At 39.0% G+C, this 19,912-nt stretch carries 21 protein-coding genes and 1 pseudogene; 1 reads left to right on the top strand and 21 read right to left on the bottom strand.

From position 1 onward, the window contains the following. Positions 1 to 34 precede the first annotated feature (34 nt). The 21 genes and pseudogenes from lepB to QNH17_RS08600 all read right to left on the bottom strand — a co-directional run bounded on the left by lepB (position 35) and on the right by QNH17_RS08600 (position 19,319). Entirely contained in the window at positions 35 to 592 is a 558-nt protein-coding gene (gene lepB, locus QNH17_RS08700; RefSeq protein ID WP_283878303.1) for a signal peptidase I, read from the bottom strand. A 189-nt stretch (positions 593 to 781) separates the two neighbouring features. Continuing rightward, on the bottom strand, positions 782 to 1,126 hold the full coding sequence (rplS, locus tag QNH17_RS08695) for a 50S ribosomal protein L19 (RefSeq protein WP_026566443.1): 345 nt from the start codon (positions 1,124 to 1,126) through the stop codon (positions 782 to 784). Between the two features lie 145 nt (positions 1,127 to 1,271). Next, entirely contained in the window at positions 1,272 to 2,015 is a 744-nt protein-coding gene (gene trmD, locus QNH17_RS08690) for a tRNA (guanosine(37)-N1)-methyltransferase TrmD (protein WP_283878302.1), read from the bottom strand. Then, complete coding sequence (rimM, locus tag QNH17_RS08685; protein WP_283878301.1) at positions 2,012 to 2,530, bottom strand: ribosome maturation factor RimM; 519 nt, start codon at positions 2,528 to 2,530, stop codon at positions 2,012 to 2,014. Before rimM ends, trmD begins: the two co-directional genes overlap by 4 nt. A 4-nt stretch (positions 2,531 to 2,534) precedes the next feature. Further along, positions 2,535 to 2,930: a YlqD family protein gene (locus QNH17_RS08680; RefSeq protein WP_283878300.1), complete on the bottom strand. Its 396-nt coding sequence runs from the start codon at positions 2,928 to 2,930 to the stop codon at positions 2,535 to 2,537. Positions 2,931 to 3,072: 142 nt separating this feature from the next. Continuing rightward, positions 3,073 to 3,303, bottom strand: coding sequence for a KH domain-containing protein (locus QNH17_RS08675; protein WP_026566439.1), 231 nt, complete (start codon positions 3,301 to 3,303; stop codon positions 3,073 to 3,075). 11 nt (positions 3,304 to 3,314) lie between these two features. Further along, complete coding sequence (gene rpsP, locus QNH17_RS08670; protein WP_144549000.1) at positions 3,315 to 3,587, bottom strand: 30S ribosomal protein S16; 273 nt, start codon at positions 3,585 to 3,587, stop codon at positions 3,315 to 3,317. A gap of 119 nt (positions 3,588 to 3,706) precedes the next feature. Beyond that, positions 3,707 to 5,059 (bottom strand): signal recognition particle protein, encoded by a 1,353-nt coding sequence (gene ffh, locus QNH17_RS08665; RefSeq protein ID WP_283878299.1) that lies wholly within the window; start codon positions 5,057 to 5,059, stop codon positions 3,707 to 3,709. Between the two features lie 12 nt (positions 5,060 to 5,071). Further along, positions 5,072 to 5,404, bottom strand: a complete 333-nt coding sequence (locus QNH17_RS08660) for a putative DNA-binding protein (protein ID WP_098571669.1) — start codon at positions 5,402 to 5,404, stop codon at positions 5,072 to 5,074. 96 nt (positions 5,405 to 5,500) lie between these two features. Continuing rightward, complete coding sequence (gene ftsY, locus QNH17_RS08655; protein ID WP_283878298.1) at positions 5,501 to 6,487, bottom strand: signal recognition particle-docking protein FtsY; 987 nt, start codon at positions 6,485 to 6,487, stop codon at positions 5,501 to 5,503. Positions 6,488 to 6,680: 193 nt separating this feature from the next. Further along, positions 6,681 to 10,247, bottom strand: a complete 3,567-nt coding sequence (gene smc, locus QNH17_RS08650; RefSeq protein WP_283878297.1) for a chromosome segregation protein SMC — start codon at positions 10,245 to 10,247, stop codon at positions 6,681 to 6,683. A gap of 54 nt (positions 10,248 to 10,301) precedes the next feature. Then, positions 10,302 to 11,042: a ribonuclease III gene (gene rnc / locus QNH17_RS08645; protein WP_283878296.1), complete on the bottom strand. Its 741-nt coding sequence runs from the start codon at positions 11,040 to 11,042 to the stop codon at positions 10,302 to 10,304. Between the two features lie 168 nt (positions 11,043 to 11,210). Then, positions 11,211 to 11,444 carry an acyl carrier protein gene (acpP, locus tag QNH17_RS08640; RefSeq protein ID WP_026566432.1) on the bottom strand — a complete coding sequence of 78 codons (234 nt, stop codon included), beginning with the start codon at positions 11,442 to 11,444 and terminating at the stop codon, positions 11,211 to 11,213. Positions 11,445 to 11,573: 129 nt separating this feature from the next. Next, positions 11,574 to 12,317, bottom strand: a complete 744-nt coding sequence (gene fabG / locus QNH17_RS08635) for a 3-oxoacyl-[acyl-carrier-protein] reductase (protein WP_283878295.1) — start codon at positions 12,315 to 12,317, stop codon at positions 11,574 to 11,576. Further along, positions 12,314 to 13,261: an ACP S-malonyltransferase gene (fabD, locus tag QNH17_RS08630; RefSeq protein WP_283878294.1), complete on the bottom strand. Its 948-nt coding sequence runs from the start codon at positions 13,259 to 13,261 to the stop codon at positions 12,314 to 12,316. Before fabD ends, fabG begins: the two co-directional genes overlap by 4 nt. Before the next feature lie 12 nt (positions 13,262 to 13,273). Further along, positions 13,274 to 14,278, bottom strand: a complete 1,005-nt coding sequence (gene plsX / locus QNH17_RS08625) for a phosphate acyltransferase PlsX (RefSeq protein WP_283878293.1) — start codon at positions 14,276 to 14,278, stop codon at positions 13,274 to 13,276. A 12-nt stretch (positions 14,279 to 14,290) separates the two neighbouring features. Further along, complete coding sequence (gene fapR / locus QNH17_RS08620) at positions 14,291 to 14,857, bottom strand: transcription factor FapR (protein ID WP_283878292.1); 567 nt, start codon at positions 14,855 to 14,857, stop codon at positions 14,291 to 14,293. Between the two features lie 142 nt (positions 14,858 to 14,999). Next, positions 15,000 to 17,048 carry an ATP-dependent DNA helicase RecG gene (gene recG / locus QNH17_RS08615; RefSeq protein WP_283878291.1) on the bottom strand — a complete coding sequence of 683 codons (2,049 nt, stop codon included), beginning with the start codon at positions 17,046 to 17,048 and terminating at the stop codon, positions 15,000 to 15,002. Beyond that, a pseudogene (locus tag QNH17_RS08610) lies at positions 17,032 to 17,157 on the bottom strand (L-serine ammonia-lyase, iron-sulfur-dependent, subunit alpha); the annotation flags it as partial. The pseudogene QNH17_RS08610 and the gene recG, both read right to left, overlap by 17 nt. An 80-nt stretch (positions 17,158 to 17,237) precedes the next feature. Further along, the gene (locus tag QNH17_RS08605; RefSeq protein ID WP_283878290.1) at positions 17,238 to 18,920 is read right to left on the bottom strand and encodes a DAK2 domain-containing protein; all 1,683 of its coding nucleotides are present in this window, start codon (positions 18,918 to 18,920) and stop codon (positions 17,238 to 17,240) included. A gap of 36 nt (positions 18,921 to 18,956) precedes the next feature. Beyond that, positions 18,957 to 19,319 (bottom strand): Asp23/Gls24 family envelope stress response protein, encoded by a 363-nt coding sequence (locus QNH17_RS08600; protein WP_026566425.1) that lies wholly within the window; start codon positions 19,317 to 19,319, stop codon positions 18,957 to 18,959. Between the two features lie 284 nt (positions 19,320 to 19,603). On the opposite strand from QNH17_RS08600, the gene rpmB reads away from it, so the two are divergent. Next, positions 19,604 to 19,792, top strand: coding sequence for a 50S ribosomal protein L28 (gene rpmB, locus QNH17_RS08595; protein WP_026566424.1), 189 nt, complete (start codon positions 19,604 to 19,606; stop codon positions 19,790 to 19,792). Positions 19,793 to 19,912 lie beyond the last annotated feature (120 nt).

Below are 19,912 nucleotides of genomic sequence, written 5' to 3'. Positions count from 1 at the left end.
CGAGGGGCTAGGCGCTTTCGCTGAATAGTAAACTTTATTTCACTGTTACGATATGTGCATCATTTAAAGGCCAGTAAACGAAGCTTGTTTTACCGATTATTTTACTATATGGAACGGTCCCAATGTGACGACTATCTTTACTGAAACGGCGATTGTCGCCCATCACAAATAATTCACCTTCTGGAACTGTTTTTCGACCTATTTTTTCTTCCAAAGTGAATGCATCTGTTAATGGTCCATCTTGTACTTCTTTTTTATACTTATCCAAATATGGTTCTTTATACGCTTTTCCATTAACATATAATATATCATCTTTATACTCAATGGTGTCGCCGGGCAGTCCAATTACGCGCTTTATGTAATCCTTTTGCTCTGGAGCATGAAAGACAATGATATCAAATCGCTTTGGCTCACCAATATTGTAACTAAATTTATTTACTATCATCCGATCCTGGTCCTTCAATGTCGGCATCATCGATAACCCATCAACAACAATCGGAGCAAATAGAAAGTAACGAATGACTGCAGCTAAGATAACGGCAATCAAAAGGGCTTTTGTCCATTCCCACAGTTCATTTTTCTTTTTTGTCATAACAATCCCCGCCAATCTCTGTAAAAAAAAGTTTTTATAAAGCTTATTTTACATAACTTCAACAAATTTAACACGATGGGATCATATTTTTTAATCAAACTTTAATAATTTGTTAAAAAACAAGCAATAATGGGTAATCAATATACGTAAAAAAGAGCCTGCTTCCGAGCAAGCTCTTCTTCTTTTTTATTATCGAATCTCTTTAATTCTTGCTTTTTTACCGCGAAGATTACGCAAGTAGTAAAGCTTAGCACGGCGAACTTTACCGCGACGAAGTACTTCTAGCTTCGCAATTTTTGGTGTGTGTACTGGGAAAGTACGCTCAACGCCTACTCCGTAAGAAATTTTACGAACTGTAAAAGTTTCGCTAATTCCACCACCACGACGCTTAATCACAACACCTTCAAATAACTGAATACGCTCACGAGTACCCTCGACAACTTTAACGTGTACACGTACAGTGTCACCAGGACGGAAAGCAGGAAGATCAGTACGAAGTTGTTCTTTTGTGATTTCTTCAATCAATTTTTGCATCGTTTTCAACTCCTTCCAACAGACGCTCATGCACATCAAACTTCTAAATCCATTGCAGCGGAACATCGTTATAAGACTACAATCTGATAGGTATCAGCTCAAGTCACAAGTAGTATCATACCATAATTACTAGGCACGTGCAATACTACTTGTATTCTTTTTTTATTTCTTTAAGCCATTTTTCCTGCTCATCTGTTAATTCTATTTTTTCCAAAAGGTCTGGGCGTCTTACAAGTGTTCTACGTAATGCTTCTTTATTGCGCCATTCTTCTATTAACTTATGATTCCCTGATATTAGAACATCAGGTACTTTCATGCCTCTGAAATCAGCCGGTCTTGTGTAGTGAGGATGTTCTAGCAGTCCCGTACTGAAGGAGTCTTTCATATGTGATTCCTGATTACCTAACACTTCTGGCAGAAGGCGGACTACACTATCAACTACCACCATTGCACCAAGTTCACCACCAGTCAGGACATAATCACCAATTGAGATTTCATCTGTTACCACATGTTCCCTTATTCGTTCATCGTATCCCTCATAATGACCGCAAATAAAAATTAAATGCTCTTCTTTTGACAATTCCTCAGCTTTTCGCTGTTCATAGCGTTCACCTTGGGGGCAAAGAAGAATTACCCTTGGATTCTTACTTTTAGCTCTATCCCTTAGTGCTGATACGGCATCAAAGATCGGCTGCGGTTTTAAAACCATTCCTGCACCGCCGCCATAGGGATAATCATCAACAGTAGAATGTTTGTTATCTGCATACTCACGAAAATTTATGACTGAATAGTTTACTGCAGATTTTTCAGCAGCTTTATTCAAAATTGATTGACCAAATACCCCGGAAAACATTTCCGGGAAAAGGGTAAGGATATCAATCTGCATCATGAAAGCAGCCCTTCCATCGGTTCGATTAGGACGACTTTTTCTTTCACATCTACTTTCTTGACCACATCATGGATGTAAGGGATTAATAATTCTTTGCCGCCTTTACCCTTAACTACCCATACGTCGTTTGCGCCAGGTGATAGAATTTCAGTGACTTTTCCAAGTTCCTCGCCTTTTGTTGTAGCAACAAGACATCCAATAATCTCATGGTAATAAAACTCATCTTTCTTAAGTGTACCTAGTTGTGATTCTGGTACTTTTAAAATTCCTTCCCTAAACTTTTCAACTTCATTGATATTGTTATACCCTTCAAATGTAAGTAATTCAAAATTTTTATGGGTTCGGTGGCTTTTAACTGTTAATTCAATCGGCGAACTTGAACCCGGCATAAACAAATATAATACATTTCCAGCCTTATAGCGTTTTTCAGGGAAGTCAGTTTTTGATATAACCCGGACTTCCCCCTTAATGCCCTGTGTATTAACAATTTTCCCTACATTAAACCATTTTTCCATTTCTTTATTCACCTTCTCTGATTTCCTCAATTATACCGTCTTTAATGATGATCTCGGACTGTCCCCGACGTTCATTCCACGAATCGCCTACTTTTACCTCAATAAGCGCCTGGACTTCCTTTTCCTTTAATTCACTGCCTAAAGGTAGCATATGTAATTGTTCGATTTGAAACTCAAGAAGCTTTTCTTTTTCTAATCTTTTATTGATTTCTTTTTCAAAATGATTCTTCAATGCACCAGGTGAAAAATTCTTTGTTTTTTCCATCCGCTTCAACTCAAATTGAAGCTGACTGTTTTCCCGTTGAAGCTGCTGTTTTTTAGCCTCATATTGATCGAATAATTTTTTCTTACTATCTTCCGTTAGAATTTGTTTAACCACAACAGTTTGAATGATTTGCAAAGAAAATGCCTCCCTAAAAGTTCTGCCCTTCTCTGTCTAGCTCCAGCGCCTAGGGGCTCGGGGTCATAAGCAAGGCGCTTCCGCTTTTCTTATAGCAAAAAAGGGAGGAATTAATTCCTCCCTTTCATCTAGGTGCAAAAAGCTATTCACCAATTTCTAGAAAAATTTTCTTTTGTTGTGATGATCCTGCTGCATAAACAACAGTTCTAATGGCCTTTGCAACACGCCCTTGTTTACCAATTACTTTCCCCATATCTGTTTTATTCACAGACAGCTGATAAGTAATCCGGGTGTCGTCTTCCTTAACATCCACATGGACGTCTTCTGGAAAATCTACAAGGGGCTTAACAATCGTTTCGACTAATTGTTTCATCGTCGACCGTTTTACTTACTTAATTTTGCATTATGGAATTTTTCCATGATGCCTTGGTTAGAGAAAAGGTTACGAACTGTATCAGATGGTTTTGCACCGTCTTGTAACCATTTAAGAGCTAGTTCTTCGTTGATCTCAACTTTTGCTGGTTGTGCAACTGGATTGTAAGTTCCAACAACCTCGATGTAACGTCCATCACGTGGTGAACGAGAATCTGCTACTACGATACGATAGAAAGGAGTTTTGTTAGCTCCCATACGTTTTAAACGAATTTTAACTGCCATTTTAAAAAAGCACCTCCGAATAGTTTCACACAAGATAGTATATTATCAATTCTTTTATAGTTTGTAAAGTGTTTTTTCTTTACATACAGTATTACCAATTTTTTCAAAAACAAAACAGGTTAAAATGGATTAAATGGGAACTTAAATCCACCTTTTTTCTTGCCTTTTTGCTGCATTCCAGTCATTTGTTTCATCATTTTTTTCATGTCTTCAAACTGCTTCAACAAACGGTTTACTTCTGTTACAGAACGACCGCTGCCCTTAGCAATCCGGTTTTTCCGTTTCGCGTTCAAGATCTCAGGATTATTTTTTTCAGCCTTCGTCATTGAACGGATGATTGCTTCTACATGGGCAATTTGTTTTTCATCAATTTGAAGATTATTTAACCCTTTGATTTTGTTTGCACCAGGCATCATCTTTAATAATTCGTCAAGCGGTCCTAAATTACGGACTTGACCAAGCTGATCCAAAAAGTCTTCGAGCGTAAAAGACGCTGTCCGCATTTTTTGTTCCAACTCTTTGGCTTTTTCTTCATCTACATTAGCCTGTGCTTTTTCAATCAACGTAAGCACGTCACCCATACCCAGGATCCTTGATGCCATCCGTTCAGGGTGAAACGGTTCAAGAGCGTCTAACTTCTCACCTAAACCGACAAATTTAATCGGTGTTTGCGTCACAGCGCGTATCGAAAGCGCAGCTCCACCCCTTGTATCACCGTCCAACTTGGTTAATACAACACCAGTTAAACCGAGTTGTTCATTAAAGCTTTGAGCAACATTAACTGCGTCTTGACCAGTCATGGCATCGACAACTAAGAAGATTTCATCAGGTTTTGTCAATTCTTTAATGTCTTTTAACTCACCCATTAATGCTTCATCCACATGAAGTCGACCAGCTGTATCAATGAGGACATAATCATTGTGATCTTCTTTTGCTTTTGCAATAGCCTGCCTAGCAATCTCTACGGGGCTTACTTGATCACCGAGTGAGAAAACGGGCATGTCCAATTGTTTACCAAGGGTTTCAAGTTGTTTAATGGCAGCAGGTCGGTAAATATCAGCCGCAACAAGCAATGGCTTGCGATTATACTTTTTGCGAAGTAAATTAGCAAGTTTTCCCGAAGTTGTCGTTTTACCAGCACCCTGTAATCCGACCATCATAATGACAGTAGGGGGACGATTTGATGCAGCGATTTTGCTTTGTTCTCCACCCATTAATTCCGTTAATTCTTCATTAACGATTTTAATAATTTGCTGCCCTGGTGTTAAGCTTTTCAGTACTTCCTGCCCAACGGCACGTTCACTGACTTTTTTCACAAAATCTTTAACTACCTTAAAGTTTACGTCTGCTTCTAGTAAAGCGAGACGCACTTCCCGCATCATTTCTTTAACATCCGCTTCTGAGACTTTCCCTTTTCCGCGGATTTTCTGAATTGTATTCTGCAGTCGGTCGGCTAATCCTTCAAATGCCATTCATGCCGCCTCCTAATCTAAATTCTCCAACTCGGCAACAGCTTCTAGCATTGCCTGCTTTGAAGGGTCGTCCTCGTTAAGCAATTCTTTCACATTTCTTAAAAGTTTACTACGCTCTTGAAATTTATGAAATAACAGCAGCTTTTCTTCATACTCCTCGAGCATTGTCTCGGTCCGCTTAATATTATCATAAACGGCTTGTCGACTGACATCATACTCTTCGGCTATTTCCCCTAATGAGAAATCATCTAAATAATAGAGAGACATATAGCTTTGCTGCTTTGGTGTTAACAACGAATGATAAAAATCATAAAGATAATTCATTCGTGTTGTCTTTTCAAGCATGCCAATCCCCTCCAACACGTATGTTAAGTGAAAAGCCTTTACATAAGTAGTTTACAGGGTCAGACATTATCTGTCAAGATAATCCCTTTACATCACTTATTCCGTTTGTTCAATTTCATTCGCAAACAATCCATATACATATTTCTCTGCATCAAATTCCTGAAGGTCATCCATTTTTTCTCCCAGACCAACAAATTTAACAGGTATTTTTAATTCATTGCGAATCGCAAGGACGATTCCACCTTTGGCTGTCCCGTCCAATTTTGAAAGCACGATCCCACTTACATTTGTCACTTCTTTAAATGTTTTTGCCTGGATTAACGCGTTTTGACCCGTTGTTGCATCTAAAACTAGGATTACTTCATGCGGCGCTCCAGGAACTTCTTTTTCGATGACACGCTTAACCTTCTCTAATTCTTTCATTAGGTTAACTTTGTTTTGCAAACGCCCAGCGGTGTCACATAACAAAATATCGGATTTCCGAGACTTCGCTGCCTGAATGGCATCATACATAACTGCTGCAGGATCTGACCCTTCTGCTTGCTTGATGACGTCAACACCGACTCTATCTCCCCAAACTTCCAGCTGTTCAATCGCACCTGCACGGAAGGTATCACCTGCAGCCAATAGAACTTTCTTTCCTTCATTTTTAAATTTGTAACCTAATTTACCAATTGTGGTGGTTTTCCCGACACCATTAACCCCTACAAATAGGATAACTGTGAGACCATTCTCTTGAATGTTTAATTTGGAGGATTGCTCTTCACCAGCATTATAGATATCAACCAATTTCTCGGAAATTACGCTTTGAACTTCCTGTGGGTCTTGGATGTTCCGGCGTTTGACCTCCATTTTCAACTCTTCTATTAATTTCATTACGGTATCAAAACCGACATCGGCTTGGATCATGATTTCCTCTAATTCTTCGAAAAAGTCTTCATCTACTTTGCGGTATCTTGCGACTAGATCATTTACTTTTCCTGAAAAATTATCTCTTGTCTTCGTAAGACCTTCCTTAAACTTCTCTGTAACTGAATCGGTTGATTTGGTGATTTTTTCTTTTAATTTTTTAAAAAAACTCATTTTATCACTTCCTATTATTTTTGCTATGTTAAATTTAGTTGTTGATTTCCGCTTCAGGCGCTTCGCTTTCCGCGGGCGGTCCGGGGAGCCTCCTCGGCGCTTAAGCGCCTGTGGGGTCACCCCTGTCCCGTCCTCCCGCAGGAGTCTCGCGCCTTCCGCTCCAATCAACTACGACTTTTAACAATGACAATTATTAAGTTTCAACAAGCTCTTTGGTATCCTCTAGACGAACAGATACTAGCTTTGAGACGCCTGATTCTTGCATGGTTACCCCATATAATACATCCGCTTCCTCCATTGTACCTTTGCGGTGAGTAATCACAATAAATTGTGTCTCCGTACTATATCGTTTTAAGTATTGGCTAAAGCGCTGGACATTCGCTTCATCCAAGGCAGCTTCAACCTCATCAAGAATACAGAATGGAACAGGCCGGACTTTTAAAATTGAAAAGAGGAGTGCAATAGCTGTTAATGCTCGTTCTCCACCTGATAATAAGCCTAAGTTTTGCAGCTTTTTCCCCGGAGGCTGTGCAACAATTTCGACACCTGTATTTAATAAATCTCCTGGTATCGTAAGTACTAAGTCTGCTCTGCCACCACCGAAGAGTGACCTGAATACTGGCTCAAAATGCTCTCGAATACCATTAAAGGTTTGTTCAAAACGTTTTTTCATTTCCTCATCCATTTCCTCAATAACCATGTAAAGAGTTTCTTTGGCCTCTTGGAGATCTGTCTTTTGTTCATTGAGAAACTCATATCGTTCAGAGACACGATCATATTCATCAATCGCTCCGATGTTCACATTTCCAAGTTCCTCTATGGCCAGTTTGATGAGCTTCACCTTCTTTCTAGCCTCTTCTAGCGGTATGGTTAATGGATATTGCTCCTTAGCTCCTTCAAACGATAAAAGATATTCTTCCCTTAAGCGGGCAAAACGGTTTTCAAGGTCTACATCCAAACGGTTAATTTTTACTTCCTCGTCTTTTAAAACAACAATCAGCCCACGCTGAAGTCGTTTTAATTCTTTTACTTCCAACTCTAAATCTTCTAATGTCGTCTTTAAGGTTAAACGTTCTTCTCTTCGTGCAGAAATTAACTGCAACGCGGCATCTTTATCCTGTTGTTTTCTAATTGCAGCAGTTTCTAACTGTTCCTCACCGGATGAACTATTTGTCATTTCCGAAGTTAACAGATTGAGGTCTTCGCTATACAGAGAAAGCCTTTGTTCACTCTCATCTAAATCCGCTTGTAATTGTGTTAAACGTTCTTGTGTACTCATATACTGTTCATTCTTGGAGGCAAAGGTAACTTTTAAATCATTTATTTCATTCGAAAGTGCTTCTTTTGAAGTCAGATCATTCGACTTTTGTTCCGAAAGTTTCGCTATTTGAGCATCTAATTCTGCTAGAGACGTTTTGTAGTTATCCATTGCAGCAGATAATTCATTTTTTCTATTGGTAAGGGTCGTTTTCTCATCAGAAAATTGCCCTTTTTCAAGGTCATAAATAGCTAATCGTTCATTAATATTTTTTTCTTCAAGCTCTGCTTGGCGAAGGTCTCCCTTTAAGGTTAGTTCCTTTAATCTCAAATCTTCGCCATTTTTTCGCATTTCATCCAGCAGAGTCTCTAAATCTTGAACCTCTGTTTTTAATGACTTTACAAGATTCTCTAACTGGATTGTTTTTTCTTCCATCACAATTAACTTTTCTTTTAATTCCTCAAGTTCCCCTTTACGAGTTAATAAAGAAGAGTTTTTTTGCTTAACCGCCCCACCTGTCATTGAACCGCCAGGATTGACGATATCCCCATCAAGTGTAACCATCCGGCAGCGGTATTGAAGAATTTTTGCTAATTCATTGGCACCTTTTAAGTCTCTCGTTATTACCACATTTCCAAGAAGGCTGCTCATAACCTCCGCGAATTTTGGATCAAATTTCACAAGACTGACGGCTGTACCAATAAAGGATGGATGATTTTGAATCGAAGATAATTGGACTGAAGACAATGCTCTCCCCTTAATGACACTTAAAGGTAAAAATGTAGCCCTGCCAAAAGAATTTTGTTTCAAATATTGAATAGCTGAACGTGCATTTGGTTCATTATCCACCACAATATGCTGGAGTGCTCCGCCAAAAGCAGTTTCCAATGCAGTTTCATACTCTTTTGGAACGGTAACAAGTTCCGCAACAGCCCCTTCAATTCCCTTAAGGGTTTTTCCTCGTGCTTTAAGAACCTCTTTGACACCTTGAAAGAAGCCTGAGTAATCTTCTTCCATTTCTTCAAGCATATCTTTTCTTGACTGTGCCTGCTGAAGAATTTGATATGCCTGGTACAAAGTCTTTTCCTGTTTTTGATAATTGTTTTTTGATGTTTCAAGCTTTCGCTGCTTTTCTCTATAAGTACCGACTTGGCCCTCTATTTTTTGTTGTATTTCGTTTAATGAGGATTGGATTTTTGATTTCTTACCTTTCGCGATTAACCGCTCTTCAATAAACTTGTCATTTTCAACGTCAAGACGGGAACTTTTTCTTTCCTGCTGTTCAAGCTGCTGTTCAATGTATTTCAATTCATTTTTTGCACCAGCTTGATCATTAAGTATTTCAATATATTCACTTTTTAAGTTCTCAATTTTTTCTTCAATATTTTCATTAAATAATTGCAGTTTTGCCTGTTTTTCTTTTAATTGGACTTGTAATAGATTTACTTGTTTTCCAAGGTCCTCAACCGTTTTAGAAAAACTGTCGCGATTCCTTTTTAACTGGCTAATTTTATCAGTTAATTCGGTGATGTTCGTTTGAAGCTGTTCTTTATTTTGGGAGGCATTTTTCTTACGCTCTTTTAAGACTTCTTTTCGCCCCTCAAGTTTCTCTAGTTCCTCTGTTGCATGAAGAAGGACGTTTTGCAGGTCAGTAATTGACTCATCGAATGCAGCTATCTGATCTCTTTTTTCAACAATTTTAGCTTCCTTTACTTGCAGTTCAGATGAGATTTTGAGTTCATCCTCCTGGTGTACTTTTAACTGTTTTGAAAGGTCTTCCCATTTTTGATGGAGATCCTCGATTTCATAAACGGTTAAGGAAACTTCAAACTTTTCAAGTTCCTCTTTTTTCTCCAGAAAATCCTTGGCCATTGATGCCTGTATTTTTAATGGCTCAACTTGGCTTTCGAGTTCGTGAAGTATATCATTTACACGGTTTAAATTGTCCTGAGTCTCAAACAATTTCACTTCCGCTTTTTTCTTACGTTGTTTATACTTTAGAACCCCAGCAGCTTCATCAAATATCGTTCGTCGTTCTTCTGCTTTGCTATTTAAAATTTCTTCCACTTTTCCTTGGCTGATAATCGAAAATGCTTCTCGTCCCAGCCCAGAATCCATGAATAAATCAATAATATCTTTTAGACGGCATTGCTGTTTATTTATTAAGAATTCACTCTCACCCGATCGGGTTACTCTTCTAGTCACACTTACCTCGTTATAATCAAGGGACAAGCCTTGGTCTTGGTTATCTAAGGTAAGTGTCACTTCAGCAAAATTCAGAGGCTTCCTTGTGTCGCTTCCGCCAAAAATAATATCCTCCATTTTGGTGCCTCTTAGCGATTTAGCTGATTGTTCCCCCAAAACCCAACGGATGGCATCAGTTATATTACTTTTTCCACTGCCATTGGGACCTACCACTGCCGTTACGCCTGGAACAAAATCAACACCTATACGATCAGCGAAGGACTTAAAGCCAATAATGTCCAACCGTTTTAGAAACATTTCTTAATCCTCCCTATGCATGCAAGTCGGACTCCCTGCAAACATTTTGTCATTCTAAGTTGTTTTAGCCTTTAATATGTCTAAAGCCATTTGGGCGGCATGTTGTTCGGCTTCCTTCTTTGATTTTCCAGTTCCTACACCTAATTCCTTACCATTTAAGGAAACTTTTGAAACAAATTCTTTGTTGTGGGCAGGTCCTATTTCTTGAAGTACACGATATTCAATTGTCCCTGTACCATCTCGCTGAATGAGTTCCTGTAATTGACTTTTATAATCCATCACATGAGAAAAAGCACCAGCATTTATCTTAGGGAAGACTACTTTCTCAAGAAAACTAATTACTGTTTCAATTCCTTGGTCTAAATAAAGGGCCCCGATGAATGCTTCAAAAACATCAGCTAATAAAGCTGGACGTTCTCTTCCACCTGTCATCTCTTCTCCTTTACCTAACAAAACTAATTTTCCAAAATGTAATTCATTGGCAAAAGATACAAGAGACGGCTCGCAAACAATGGCTGCTCGAAGTTTCGTCAATTCGCCCTCTGTCATCGTTGGATATTTTTTGTAAAGGAATTGTGAAACAGTTAGTTCTAGAACCGCATCCCCTAAAAACTCAAGTCTCTCATTGTCTTCGAAAGGCTTTCTGCGATGCTCATTCACATAGGATGAATGAGTAAATGCTTGTTTTAATAATTTTTCGTTCTCCATCGAAATACCAATCGTATGTTGAAAATCTTTAAAAAGATTTTCTTTTGCGCGATTATTCAACTCTTTTTCATTATTGTTCTTGCGCATACAAAACTTCTCCACCTTGCATCAAATAATTTACACACTTCTACATTCTAGTTTAAAAAAGTTTTTCACAAAACGCAAAGAAACTTGGCATCACTGTTGGAAGCCAAGTTCTATTTTACAGAATAAAGCTCCGTTTGAAAACGGAGCTTTTGTGAATAAATCCAACGATTACTTTGTGCTTTGTATGTAATTAACAGCGTCACCAACTGTGCTAATTTTTTCAGCATCATCGTCAGAAATTTCCATATCGAACTCATCTTCTAATTCCATAACTAGTTCAACTACGTCAAGGGAATCAGCACCAAGATCATCTTTAAATGAAGCTTCAAGTTTAACTTGAGACTCATCTACACCTAAGCGGTCAACGATGATTTTTGTTACACGTTCTAATACCTCTGCCATGCCTGTTCACCTCCCCTCAAGCTATTATAGAGTATTTCAACAAAATAATACACTAGGTTTTTATTACTATTTGCATTTTTAACTTTTTAACTGTCTAGCTTCAGCGCCTAGGCGCTTCCGCCTTTCTTATTACATTACCATGCCGCCATCAATATGAAGAGTTTGTCCTGTCATATAGGCAGAATCGTCTGATGCTAGGAATGCAGTGATTTTGGCGATATCTTTAGGCTCTCCCAATCTTGCCAATGGTATCTGTTTTAACATCTCAGCTTTTACGTCTTCTGACAGTTTATCGGTCATATCTGTTGTGATGAAGCCTGGTGCGATTGCATTAACTGTAATGTTGCGGGACGCCAGTTCTTTCGCAGTTGTTTTTGTCAATCCGATGACCCCGGCTTTAGCAGCAACATAGTTGGCCTGTCCTGGATTCCCACTAACGCCAACAATTGATGCAATATTAATGATCCGACCTACCCGCTGTTTCATCATTTGCCTTGTTACCGCCTTAGTACAAAGGAATACACCTTTAAGGTTGATATTAATAACATCATCCCATTCTTCTTCTTTCATTCTCATCAACAAATTATCCTTTGTAATCCCTGCATTATTGACTAGAATATCAAGTTTACCAAAATTGTCTATTGTTCCTTTAACCATCTCAGCAACTTCTTCAGAGTTTGATACATTACATTTTACAGCGAATGCTTCTCTGCCAAGTGCTTTGATTTCATCGACAACCTCATTTGCTTTTGCTTCACTGCCTGAATAATTTACGGCTACATTTGCTCCTTGCCTCGCAAGTTCAAGAGCAATTTCTCTGCCGATTCCTCTTGATGCACCTGTTACAAGGGCTGCTTTACCTTCAAGATTCATATTTTCTCCTCCTTTAATGCATCAATAACAGATTGTGCACTTTCCTCGTCCGAGACTGAGAAAGTGGTAACTGTTTTATCAATTTTTTTGATTAAACCTGAAAGAACTTTTCCAGGACCAATTTCAATGAAAGTATCGACACCTAACTCAATCATTTTGCGAACGGAATCTTCCCATAATACAGGGGAATAGAGCTGCTCAATTAATTTATCCTTCATTTCAGCTGCTGATCTAATCGGTTCTGCAGTAACATTTGCAACGATCGGGACTTCGGCATCCTTCATTTCAACGCCATCCAGAACTTCACGCAACTGGTCTGCAGCAGGCTTCATTAAAGTGGAATGGAACGGGCCGCTAACTTCTAGAGGAAGAGCCCTTTTTGCTCCTGCTTCTTTTGCTTTTGCACTTGCCAACTCGACCCCTTTTCTTGAACCAGAAATGACGATTTGGCCAGGGCAATTTAAGTTTGCGAGTGAAACGGGATTACCAGATTCACTTACCTCATTTGTTACTGCAAGAAGACTATCTCGGTCAAGCCCTAGTATGGCTGCCATTGACCCTTCTCCATTTGGGACTGCATTTTCCATAAATTCGCCGCGTTTTCTGACGGCATAAACTCCTTCTTCAAAAGAAAGGGTGCCGGCAGCAACTAACGCCGTATATTCCCCTAAGCTGTGACCAGCCACGTAATCAGCCTTAATTCCAAATTTTTGGAAGTAATCTAAAATAGCAATACTTGTTGTTAATAGGGCAGGCTGTGTATTGAAGGTAATAGTCAATTCTTCCTTCGGTCCTTCAAAAATTAGATTACTCAGTGGAATATTAAGCTTTTCATCCGCTCTTCTAAAATAATCCATAACCTTAGAGTGTTTATCTGCTAATTCTTTTCCCATTCCGACAGTTTGTGACCCTTGTCCTGGAAACACGAATGCTATTTTATTCATTTGAAAACTCCTTTACCGTTCTACTTTTTCTCGTTCTGCATCTTCAGATGACATCTTAATTAAACCGACAACATCGTTACTTACCATTTCTCTTGTTTGCCTGATTGCACTAAATATTGCCTGACCATTTGATGACCCATGTGCCTTAATCACAGGAGCGTTCAACCCAAACAAAGCTGCCCCGCCATATTCAGAATAATCCATTGTATTTTTTAATGTTTTAAGATTCGGTTTTAGCACAGCTGCTGCTAATTTACTTGTAAAGCTGCTCATCAATGCAGTTTTTAACATTTTAAACATGGATAGTGCCGTTCCTTCAATCGTCTTTAGGACCATGTTTCCCGTAAACCCATCGGTCACAACCACATCCGCCACACCATCTAATAAATCCCGTGCTTCAACATTTCCCACAAAATTAATATCGGCATTTTTCAACATTTCGAAAGCTTGCTTGGTTAGTTCATTCCCTTTCTTTTCCTCTGTCCCAATATTTAAAAGACCGACTCTTGGCTTGGAAATGCCTCTTACTTTCTCACAATAAATCGAGCCCATTAGTCCATATTGGAGGAGATGCTCTGGCTTGGCATCCGCATTAGCTCCGACATCTAATAACAAGAAACCCTCGCCGCCTATGGTCGGCAGTGTAGGTGCTAAGGCTGGGCGGTGTATCCCAGAAATTCTTCCTACAACAAAAAGTCCAGCTGCTACTAACGCACCTGTATTTCCTGCTGAGATACATGCATCTGCCAATCCATCTGCGACTTGCCCAGCAGCTAGCACCATTGAAGCATTCTTTTTGCGGCGAACCGCTTTAACAGGCTCATCTGTTCCGAGGATTACTTCCGTTGTATGGATGACAGAGATCCTTTCGTGATTTGTTAAGGTTTCTTTTATTTTATTTTCATCCCCGACAAGGGTAATATGTATATCTGAAAATGCTTGTACAGCTTTAAGTGCCCCTAATACGATTTCTTTTGGAGCATTGTCGCCGCCCATGGCATCGATTGCTAATTTCATTTTCCTCATCCTCTACCGATTTTTCGAACGGTACATTTCAAATTCTCCGGTAAAAACAATTTCATTATTTACAAAACTTGTTACTTCAACACTGGTTCTACCTTGATTCCGATCAATTTTTGTAACCTTTGCCTTGGCAATAACCCGCTCATTCAGTTTTACCAAACGTTTAAATTGAATATTCGCTTTGGCTGTTAGCGCCAGTTCATCATTTATTACAGCTACAGCTAAAGAATTAGCCTGAGCAAATACATGATGGCCACGTGCTATGTTATTTCGAATAAAGACATGCTCTTTTTTTACATCAAAAATCGAAATGGCATTCTGATCCAATTCTATATGAATAATTTCACCAATCACTTCTTCTAGCGGTAATGAGCGGACTTCATCATCAAATCGTTTCTCAGCTACAGTCTTAATCCGTTCACGAAGTTCAGGAATCGATAATTCTAAACGGTCAAGACGTATGGTTTGTACACTTACTTGAAACTTTTCAGCTAAATCTTCATCCGTAATAAAAGGATTATCTTTAATTGTCGTGGTCAACAATTGTTGTCGCTCTTTTTTACTTTTTCTCATGTATGTTTACACCGTCCGCGATCTTATGACTAGGTACTAATAGTAGTATAAAATTTGAAAAAGCAGATTGCAAGAAATAGTTTTTATCCTGCCTCTCTGCTTTTTCCATCAAAGAACCCCCTTAAGAGGAAAAAAGTTTGATTTAATCTAGTTTTTCCCCTTCTAAAACACCTGATTCATCGAGGATATTTCTTAGGTATTGATATTCTGGGGCTGTCCAAAATGCTTTAGACTGAATCAACATCACTGCATCATTTCTTGCAGTTTCTAGGGCTCGATAATCATGAACCATATCTGCCACTTTAAATTCAGGAACCCCGCTTTGTTTTCTGCCAAAAAAGTCGCCTGGCCCTCTAAGTTCTAAGTCTTTTTCACTTAACACGAAGCCATCGTTCGTTTCGGTCATGATCCGCATTCGTTCTTGGCCCACTTCTGATTTTGGACTTGCCAGTAAAATGCAGTAGGATTGATCACTACCGCGTCCAACTCTGCCGCGCAGCTGGTGAAGCTGTGAAAGACCAAATCTTTCAGCATCATAAATAACCATCATGGTCGCGTTCGGTACATTTACCCCCACCTCAACAACGGTCGTTGAAACTAGGACCTGTACTTCGTTCGCACTAAATGCCTTCATTACCGAGTCCTTTTCTTCTGAGCTTAAGCGGCCATGCATAAGACCTGCTTTAAATCGGTTTTGAAAATAATGACTTAATGTATTGTACACGTCAATGGCATTTTGAACATCGAGCTTTTCTGATTCTTCAATGAGCGGACAAATAACATAGGCTTGGTGGCCTTTTTGTAATTCTTTTTCAACAAAAGCCAGTACCCGTTCAAGCATTTCTGGTTTGGCCCAATAGGTTTCTATCGTTTTTCTTCCAGCTGGCATCTCATCAATGATTGAAACATCCATTTCACCAAATACCGTAATCGCGAGTGTTCGAGGGATTGGCGTAGCCGTCATAAACAATACGTCTGGATTCTCACCTTTTTCTCTCAGTACTCTTCGTTGTTCCACGCCAAAGCGATGTTGTTCATCCGTGATGACAAAACCGAGTCTCTTGAAGGTGACCTCATCCTGAATTAGTGCGTGTGTACCAATTAATATATCAACGTTCCCATCTGCTAGGTGTTGGAGGACTTCCTTTCTTCGTTTTCCCTTTATCGAACTCGTCAAAAGTTCACACCTGACATTAAAAGGTTCTAACATTCTTTTTAAACTTTCTGCATGCTGCTCTGCCAGAATTTCTGTTGGTACCATAAGCGCACCTTGAAAACCTGCCGTAACACTGGCATATAAGCCAATTGCCGCAACCACTGTTTTTCCCGAACCAACATCTCCCTGCAGCAATCGATTCATGCGTAGTGGTGATTTTAGTTCTGTTAACACTTCATCTACCACACGTGCTTGTGCATTTGTTAATGGAAAAGGAAGGCTATTAATAAATTCCTTTACTTTTGTTACATTATAGTTTTGGCAAACTCCAGGTGAATGCTCGCGTTCAAATTTTCTTAATGCCTGCATTTTTAATTGAAACAAAAGAAACTCTTCATAAACAATACGCCTTCTAGCCTGTTTAACCTCTTCTTGGCTATCTGGAAAATGCATAGCTTTGAATGCTGCCTGCCTATCAAGTAATCGATATTTTTTTAAAAAAGCAATTGGCAGCGTTTCTTCAATAAAATGTCCATACTGTTGAAAAGCAATGCTGATAAATTTCCGTATTCCCTTTGTCGTTAATTTTCCTCTTAACGAATAAACAGGCTCAAAATCTTTTGTTTTTGCATTTGTTCCCATCTGCATCTCATTTGCGGTAATCGTTTGCCGATGGGCATCCCATTTTCCTGTGATCGTAATGGTTTCATTGATGATAATTTTATTTTTTAAATAAGGTTGGTTAAAAAAGACTACTTTAATCAAATGAGCTCCAACATAAAGCCGGAACATAAGTTTTGATTTCTTCCTGCCAAAATAGCTAAGAGAAGGCTCACTGTGAACCTTCCCTTCCACTGTTACTTTCTCATCATGCTGCACCTCTGTTATTTCACGGAGGCGGTAATCTTCATAACGATAAGGAAAATACTCTAATAAATCTTTTATCGTAAAGATTTTCATTTCTGACAAAATTTCAGCAGTTTCTTCACCAATTCCCTTTATGACGGTTATTGATTGATTAAGATGTGGATTCACTATTACTTTGCGGTATACCGAAGATCTTAGCTTCCAGTTTACGATCTGTCGGTACTGCCGCCAACCCTCCCTGCCCAGTTTCCCTTAGTGTAGATGGCATCGTTAAACCTGTTATTATTTTTGTATTTTTCCACTTGCTTTTTTTTGCACAAAAAAAGAAGGGATGCTCCCTTCTATTTTAGCTTTTCATTATTCAATTGAAAAGATATATGAATATAACGGCTGATGACCATTATGGATTTCCACTTCAACATCTCCATAATTTTCTTCAACATATTTTGATAGCTGGTTTACATCATCTTCGTTAATGTCTTCCCCATAAATGATGGTTAATATTTCTGAATTCTCATCCAGCATTTGTGAAAGCAGGTCCTCGGCAACTTTGCCTTTGTCTTTGTTTTTAACAACGATTTTTCCTTCAGCAATACCCATAAAATCATCTTTTTCGATTTCTAAACCATCAATCTGAGTATCCCGAACAGCAAAGGTGATTTGACCAGTTTTCACATGTTTTAGTGCCTCATTCATAGATTTTTCATTCGTCTGAAGATCAGTAGTTGGATTGAATGCTAACAAAGCTGATAGTCCTTGCGGAACCGTTTTGGAAGGGATCACATATATGTCCTCTTCAGAAACATCGGCGGCCTGCTGAGCTGCCATAATGATGTTTTTATTATTCGGTAAGATAAATACTTTTTTAGCATTCACTTCTTTCACTGCCTGAACGATATCCTCCGTACTTGGATTCATCGTTTGTCCGCCCTCAATCACTGCATGTGCACCAATACTTCTGAATAAATCTGCAATCCCGGAGCCCATTGAAACAGCAACGATTCCGTATTCTTGCTGTTCTTTTGCTGATTTATGACGGTCTGCAACTGTTGCACTTTGTTGTTCGCCAACAATATTGGTATGTTGTTGACGCATGTTTTCTATTTTCATATTAATTAAATTTCCATACTTTTGCCCGTAGCTAAGTACTTCTCCAGGTTGTTCGGAATGAATATGAACTTTCACCACATCTTCATCCGCTATGACCAATAAAGAATCGCCTAATTTGCTTAGGTCGTTTCTAAAAGTACCTTCATCGAAAGGATGTTTTGCAGTCTTTTCTTGTTCAAATCTCACCATAAATTCAGTACAATACCCAAATTCAATGTCTGCTGTGTTTATATGTCCTTGGACACTCTTATGGTGTTCAGTATTGACCAACTCATCCATCGAAAGAGCCGCTGTAGGAGTATCAGGAAGCTTTTCACCTTTTAGGACCGCAAGAAATCCTTCGTACACAAATACAAGACCTTGACCGCCACTGTCAACTACGCCAACTTCCTTTAAAACAGGAAGCAGGTCAGGAGTGCGTTTCAATGAAGCTTTTGCTTCTTTTAAAACTTCTTCCATAATCACAATGACGTCATTTGAATGCTGGGCAGCTTGGACGGCCCTTTTAGCAGAATCCTTGGCGACAGTTAAAATGGTTCCTTCAACGGGCTTCATTACTGCTTTATAGGCTGTCTCTACTCCAGCTTCAAGAGCTTCGGCAAAATCAGTCCCTGAGATTTTCGCTTTCGATTCAACCGCCTTTGAAAAACCACGGAATAACTGTGAAAGGATTACTCCTGAATTGCCGCGCGCTCCCATTAGCAATCCTTTGGAAAGGGCTACTCCTACTTTTCCAATATGATCTTGAACATTATTTTTTACTTCCTTTGCCCCGGATGTCATTGATAAATTCATGTTAGTTCCAGTATCACCATCGGGTACGGGAAAAACGTTTAAAGCATCAACCATTTTCGCATTTGCTGACAAATGATTGGCACCTTGAATCACCATCTCGGCAAAACGTTTTCCATCTAAAGCTGTTATTGACACAAACTTTCCTCCTCTACGAGAGTTCGTAGCACAAACTTACGGGTTCGTCACTCGAACTCCCTGAACGTAAATATTGACCGAGTCAACGGCAAGTCCAACAGTCTTATCGAGGGTATATTTAACCTTTGATTGCACGTTGTGGGCAATTTCGGAAATTTTCGTTCCATAGCTAACAATAATATACATATCAATATGTAATGCCTCGTTCTCTTGGCGGACAATCACGCCCCGAGTGAAATTTTCTTTACGTAGTATTTCCGTAATTCCATCTTTAATTTGATTCTTTGAGGCCATACCGACGATTCCATAACATTCGATCGCCGCTCCTCCGGCAATGGTCGCGATTACTTCGTTAGAAATATCAATTTGTCCGAACTTTGTTTTTAATTCAATGGACATGAATCGTTCCCCCTCCTGAAAAAATTGCTCCTTGACTATAGTCATTTTACTATAATCACTGCAATATTAAAAGTTATTCCTGTCTGTTTACTATCTGAGCATTTTATATAAAGTGATGTCAAGGCTTTTTTCTTGAAAGGTAACTATTGCAATCAAATAAGTTGTATGATAAATTATTAAGGTATCTCAAGTCTAGAAAATTTGTTCAAACAATTTTCTTTTTCCAGATGAGGATCTTAAAGATTGCTGTATAAAGCTTTTGGTAGTTAAGGAGGGAAATCATTATGCCACGTCAATGTGTTGTAACTGGAAAGAAAACAACAACTGGTAACGCACGTTCTCACGCTATGAACGCAAACAAGCGTACATGGGGTGCTAACCTACAAAAAGTACGTATTCTTGTTGATGGAAAGCCTAAGCGTGTTTGGGTTTCTGCAAGAGCGTTGAAATCCGGTAAAGTAGAACGCGTTTAATAAACCGTTTAGAATGGACATCCGATAAGGGTGTCTTTTCTTTTTGTATAAAATAGTACAATTTTCTCTTCAGGAAACTATTCGTATAGTATTCCCCAATTAACAAAATAAAAAGCACCC

This window comes from Neobacillus sp. SuZ13 (genome assembly GCF_030123365.1).
GTDB lineage: Bacteria > Bacillota > Bacilli > Bacillales > Cytobacillaceae > Neobacillus.
The sequence above is the reverse complement of the archived record's forward strand: the minus strand, read 5'-3'. Positions and strand labels throughout refer to the sequence as shown.

Coding starts and splice junctions, on each gene's coding strand:
- acpP (WP_026566432.1), bottom strand. CDS start 11,444: ATGGCAGAGGTATTAGAACGTGTAACAAAAATCATCGTTGACCGCTTA.
- QNH17_RS08660 (WP_098571669.1), bottom strand. CDS start 5,404: ATGCTTGAAAAGACAACACGAATGAATTATCTTTATGATTTTTATCAT.
- lepB (WP_283878303.1), bottom strand. CDS start 592: ATGACAAAAAAGAAAAATGAACTGTGGGAATGGACAAAAGCCCTTTTG.
- trmD (WP_283878302.1), bottom strand. CDS start 2,015: ATGATGCAGATTGATATCCTTACCCTTTTCCCGGAAATGTTTTCCGGG.
- rpmB (WP_026566424.1), top strand. CDS start 19,604: ATGCCACGTCAATGTGTTGTAACTGGAAAGAAAACAACAACTGGTAAC.
- ftsY (WP_283878298.1), bottom strand. CDS start 6,487: ATGAGTTTTTTTAAAAAATTAAAAGAAAAAATCACCAAATCAACCGAT.
- fabG (WP_283878295.1), bottom strand. CDS start 12,317: ATGAATCTTGAAGGTAAAGCAGCCCTTGTAACAGGTGCATCAAGAGGA.
- fapR (WP_283878292.1), bottom strand. CDS start 14,857: ATGAGAAAAAGTAAAAAAGAGCGACAACAATTGTTGACCACGACAATT.
- QNH17_RS08675 (WP_026566439.1), bottom strand. CDS start 3,303: ATGAAACAATTAGTCGAAACGATTGTTAAGCCCCTTGTAGATTTTCCA.
- QNH17_RS08600 (WP_026566425.1), bottom strand. CDS start 19,319: ATGTCCATTGAATTAAAAACAAAGTTCGGACAAATTGATATTTCTAAC.
- rplS (WP_026566443.1), bottom strand. CDS start 1,126: ATGCAAAAATTGATTGAAGAAATCACAAAAGAACAACTTCGTACTGAT.
- rpsP (WP_144549000.1), bottom strand. CDS start 3,587: ATGGCAGTTAAAATTCGTTTAAAACGTATGGGAGCTAACAAAACTCCT.
- smc (WP_283878297.1), bottom strand. CDS start 10,247: ATGTTTCTAAAACGGTTGGACATTATTGGCTTTAAGTCCTTCGCTGAT.
- plsX (WP_283878293.1), bottom strand. CDS start 14,278: ATGAAATTAGCAATCGATGCCATGGGCGGCGACAATGCTCCAAAAGAA.
- ffh (WP_283878299.1), bottom strand. CDS start 5,059: ATGGCATTTGAAGGATTAGCCGACCGACTGCAGAATACAATTCAGAAA.
- rimM (WP_283878301.1), bottom strand. CDS start 2,530: ATGGAAAAATGGTTTAATGTAGGGAAAATTGTTAATACACAGGGCATT.
- fabD (WP_283878294.1), bottom strand. CDS start 13,261: ATGAATAAAATAGCATTCGTGTTTCCAGGACAAGGGTCACAAACTGTC.
- rnc (WP_283878296.1), bottom strand. CDS start 11,042: ATGCGCAAGAACAATAATGAAAAAGAGTTGAATAATCGCGCAAAAGAA.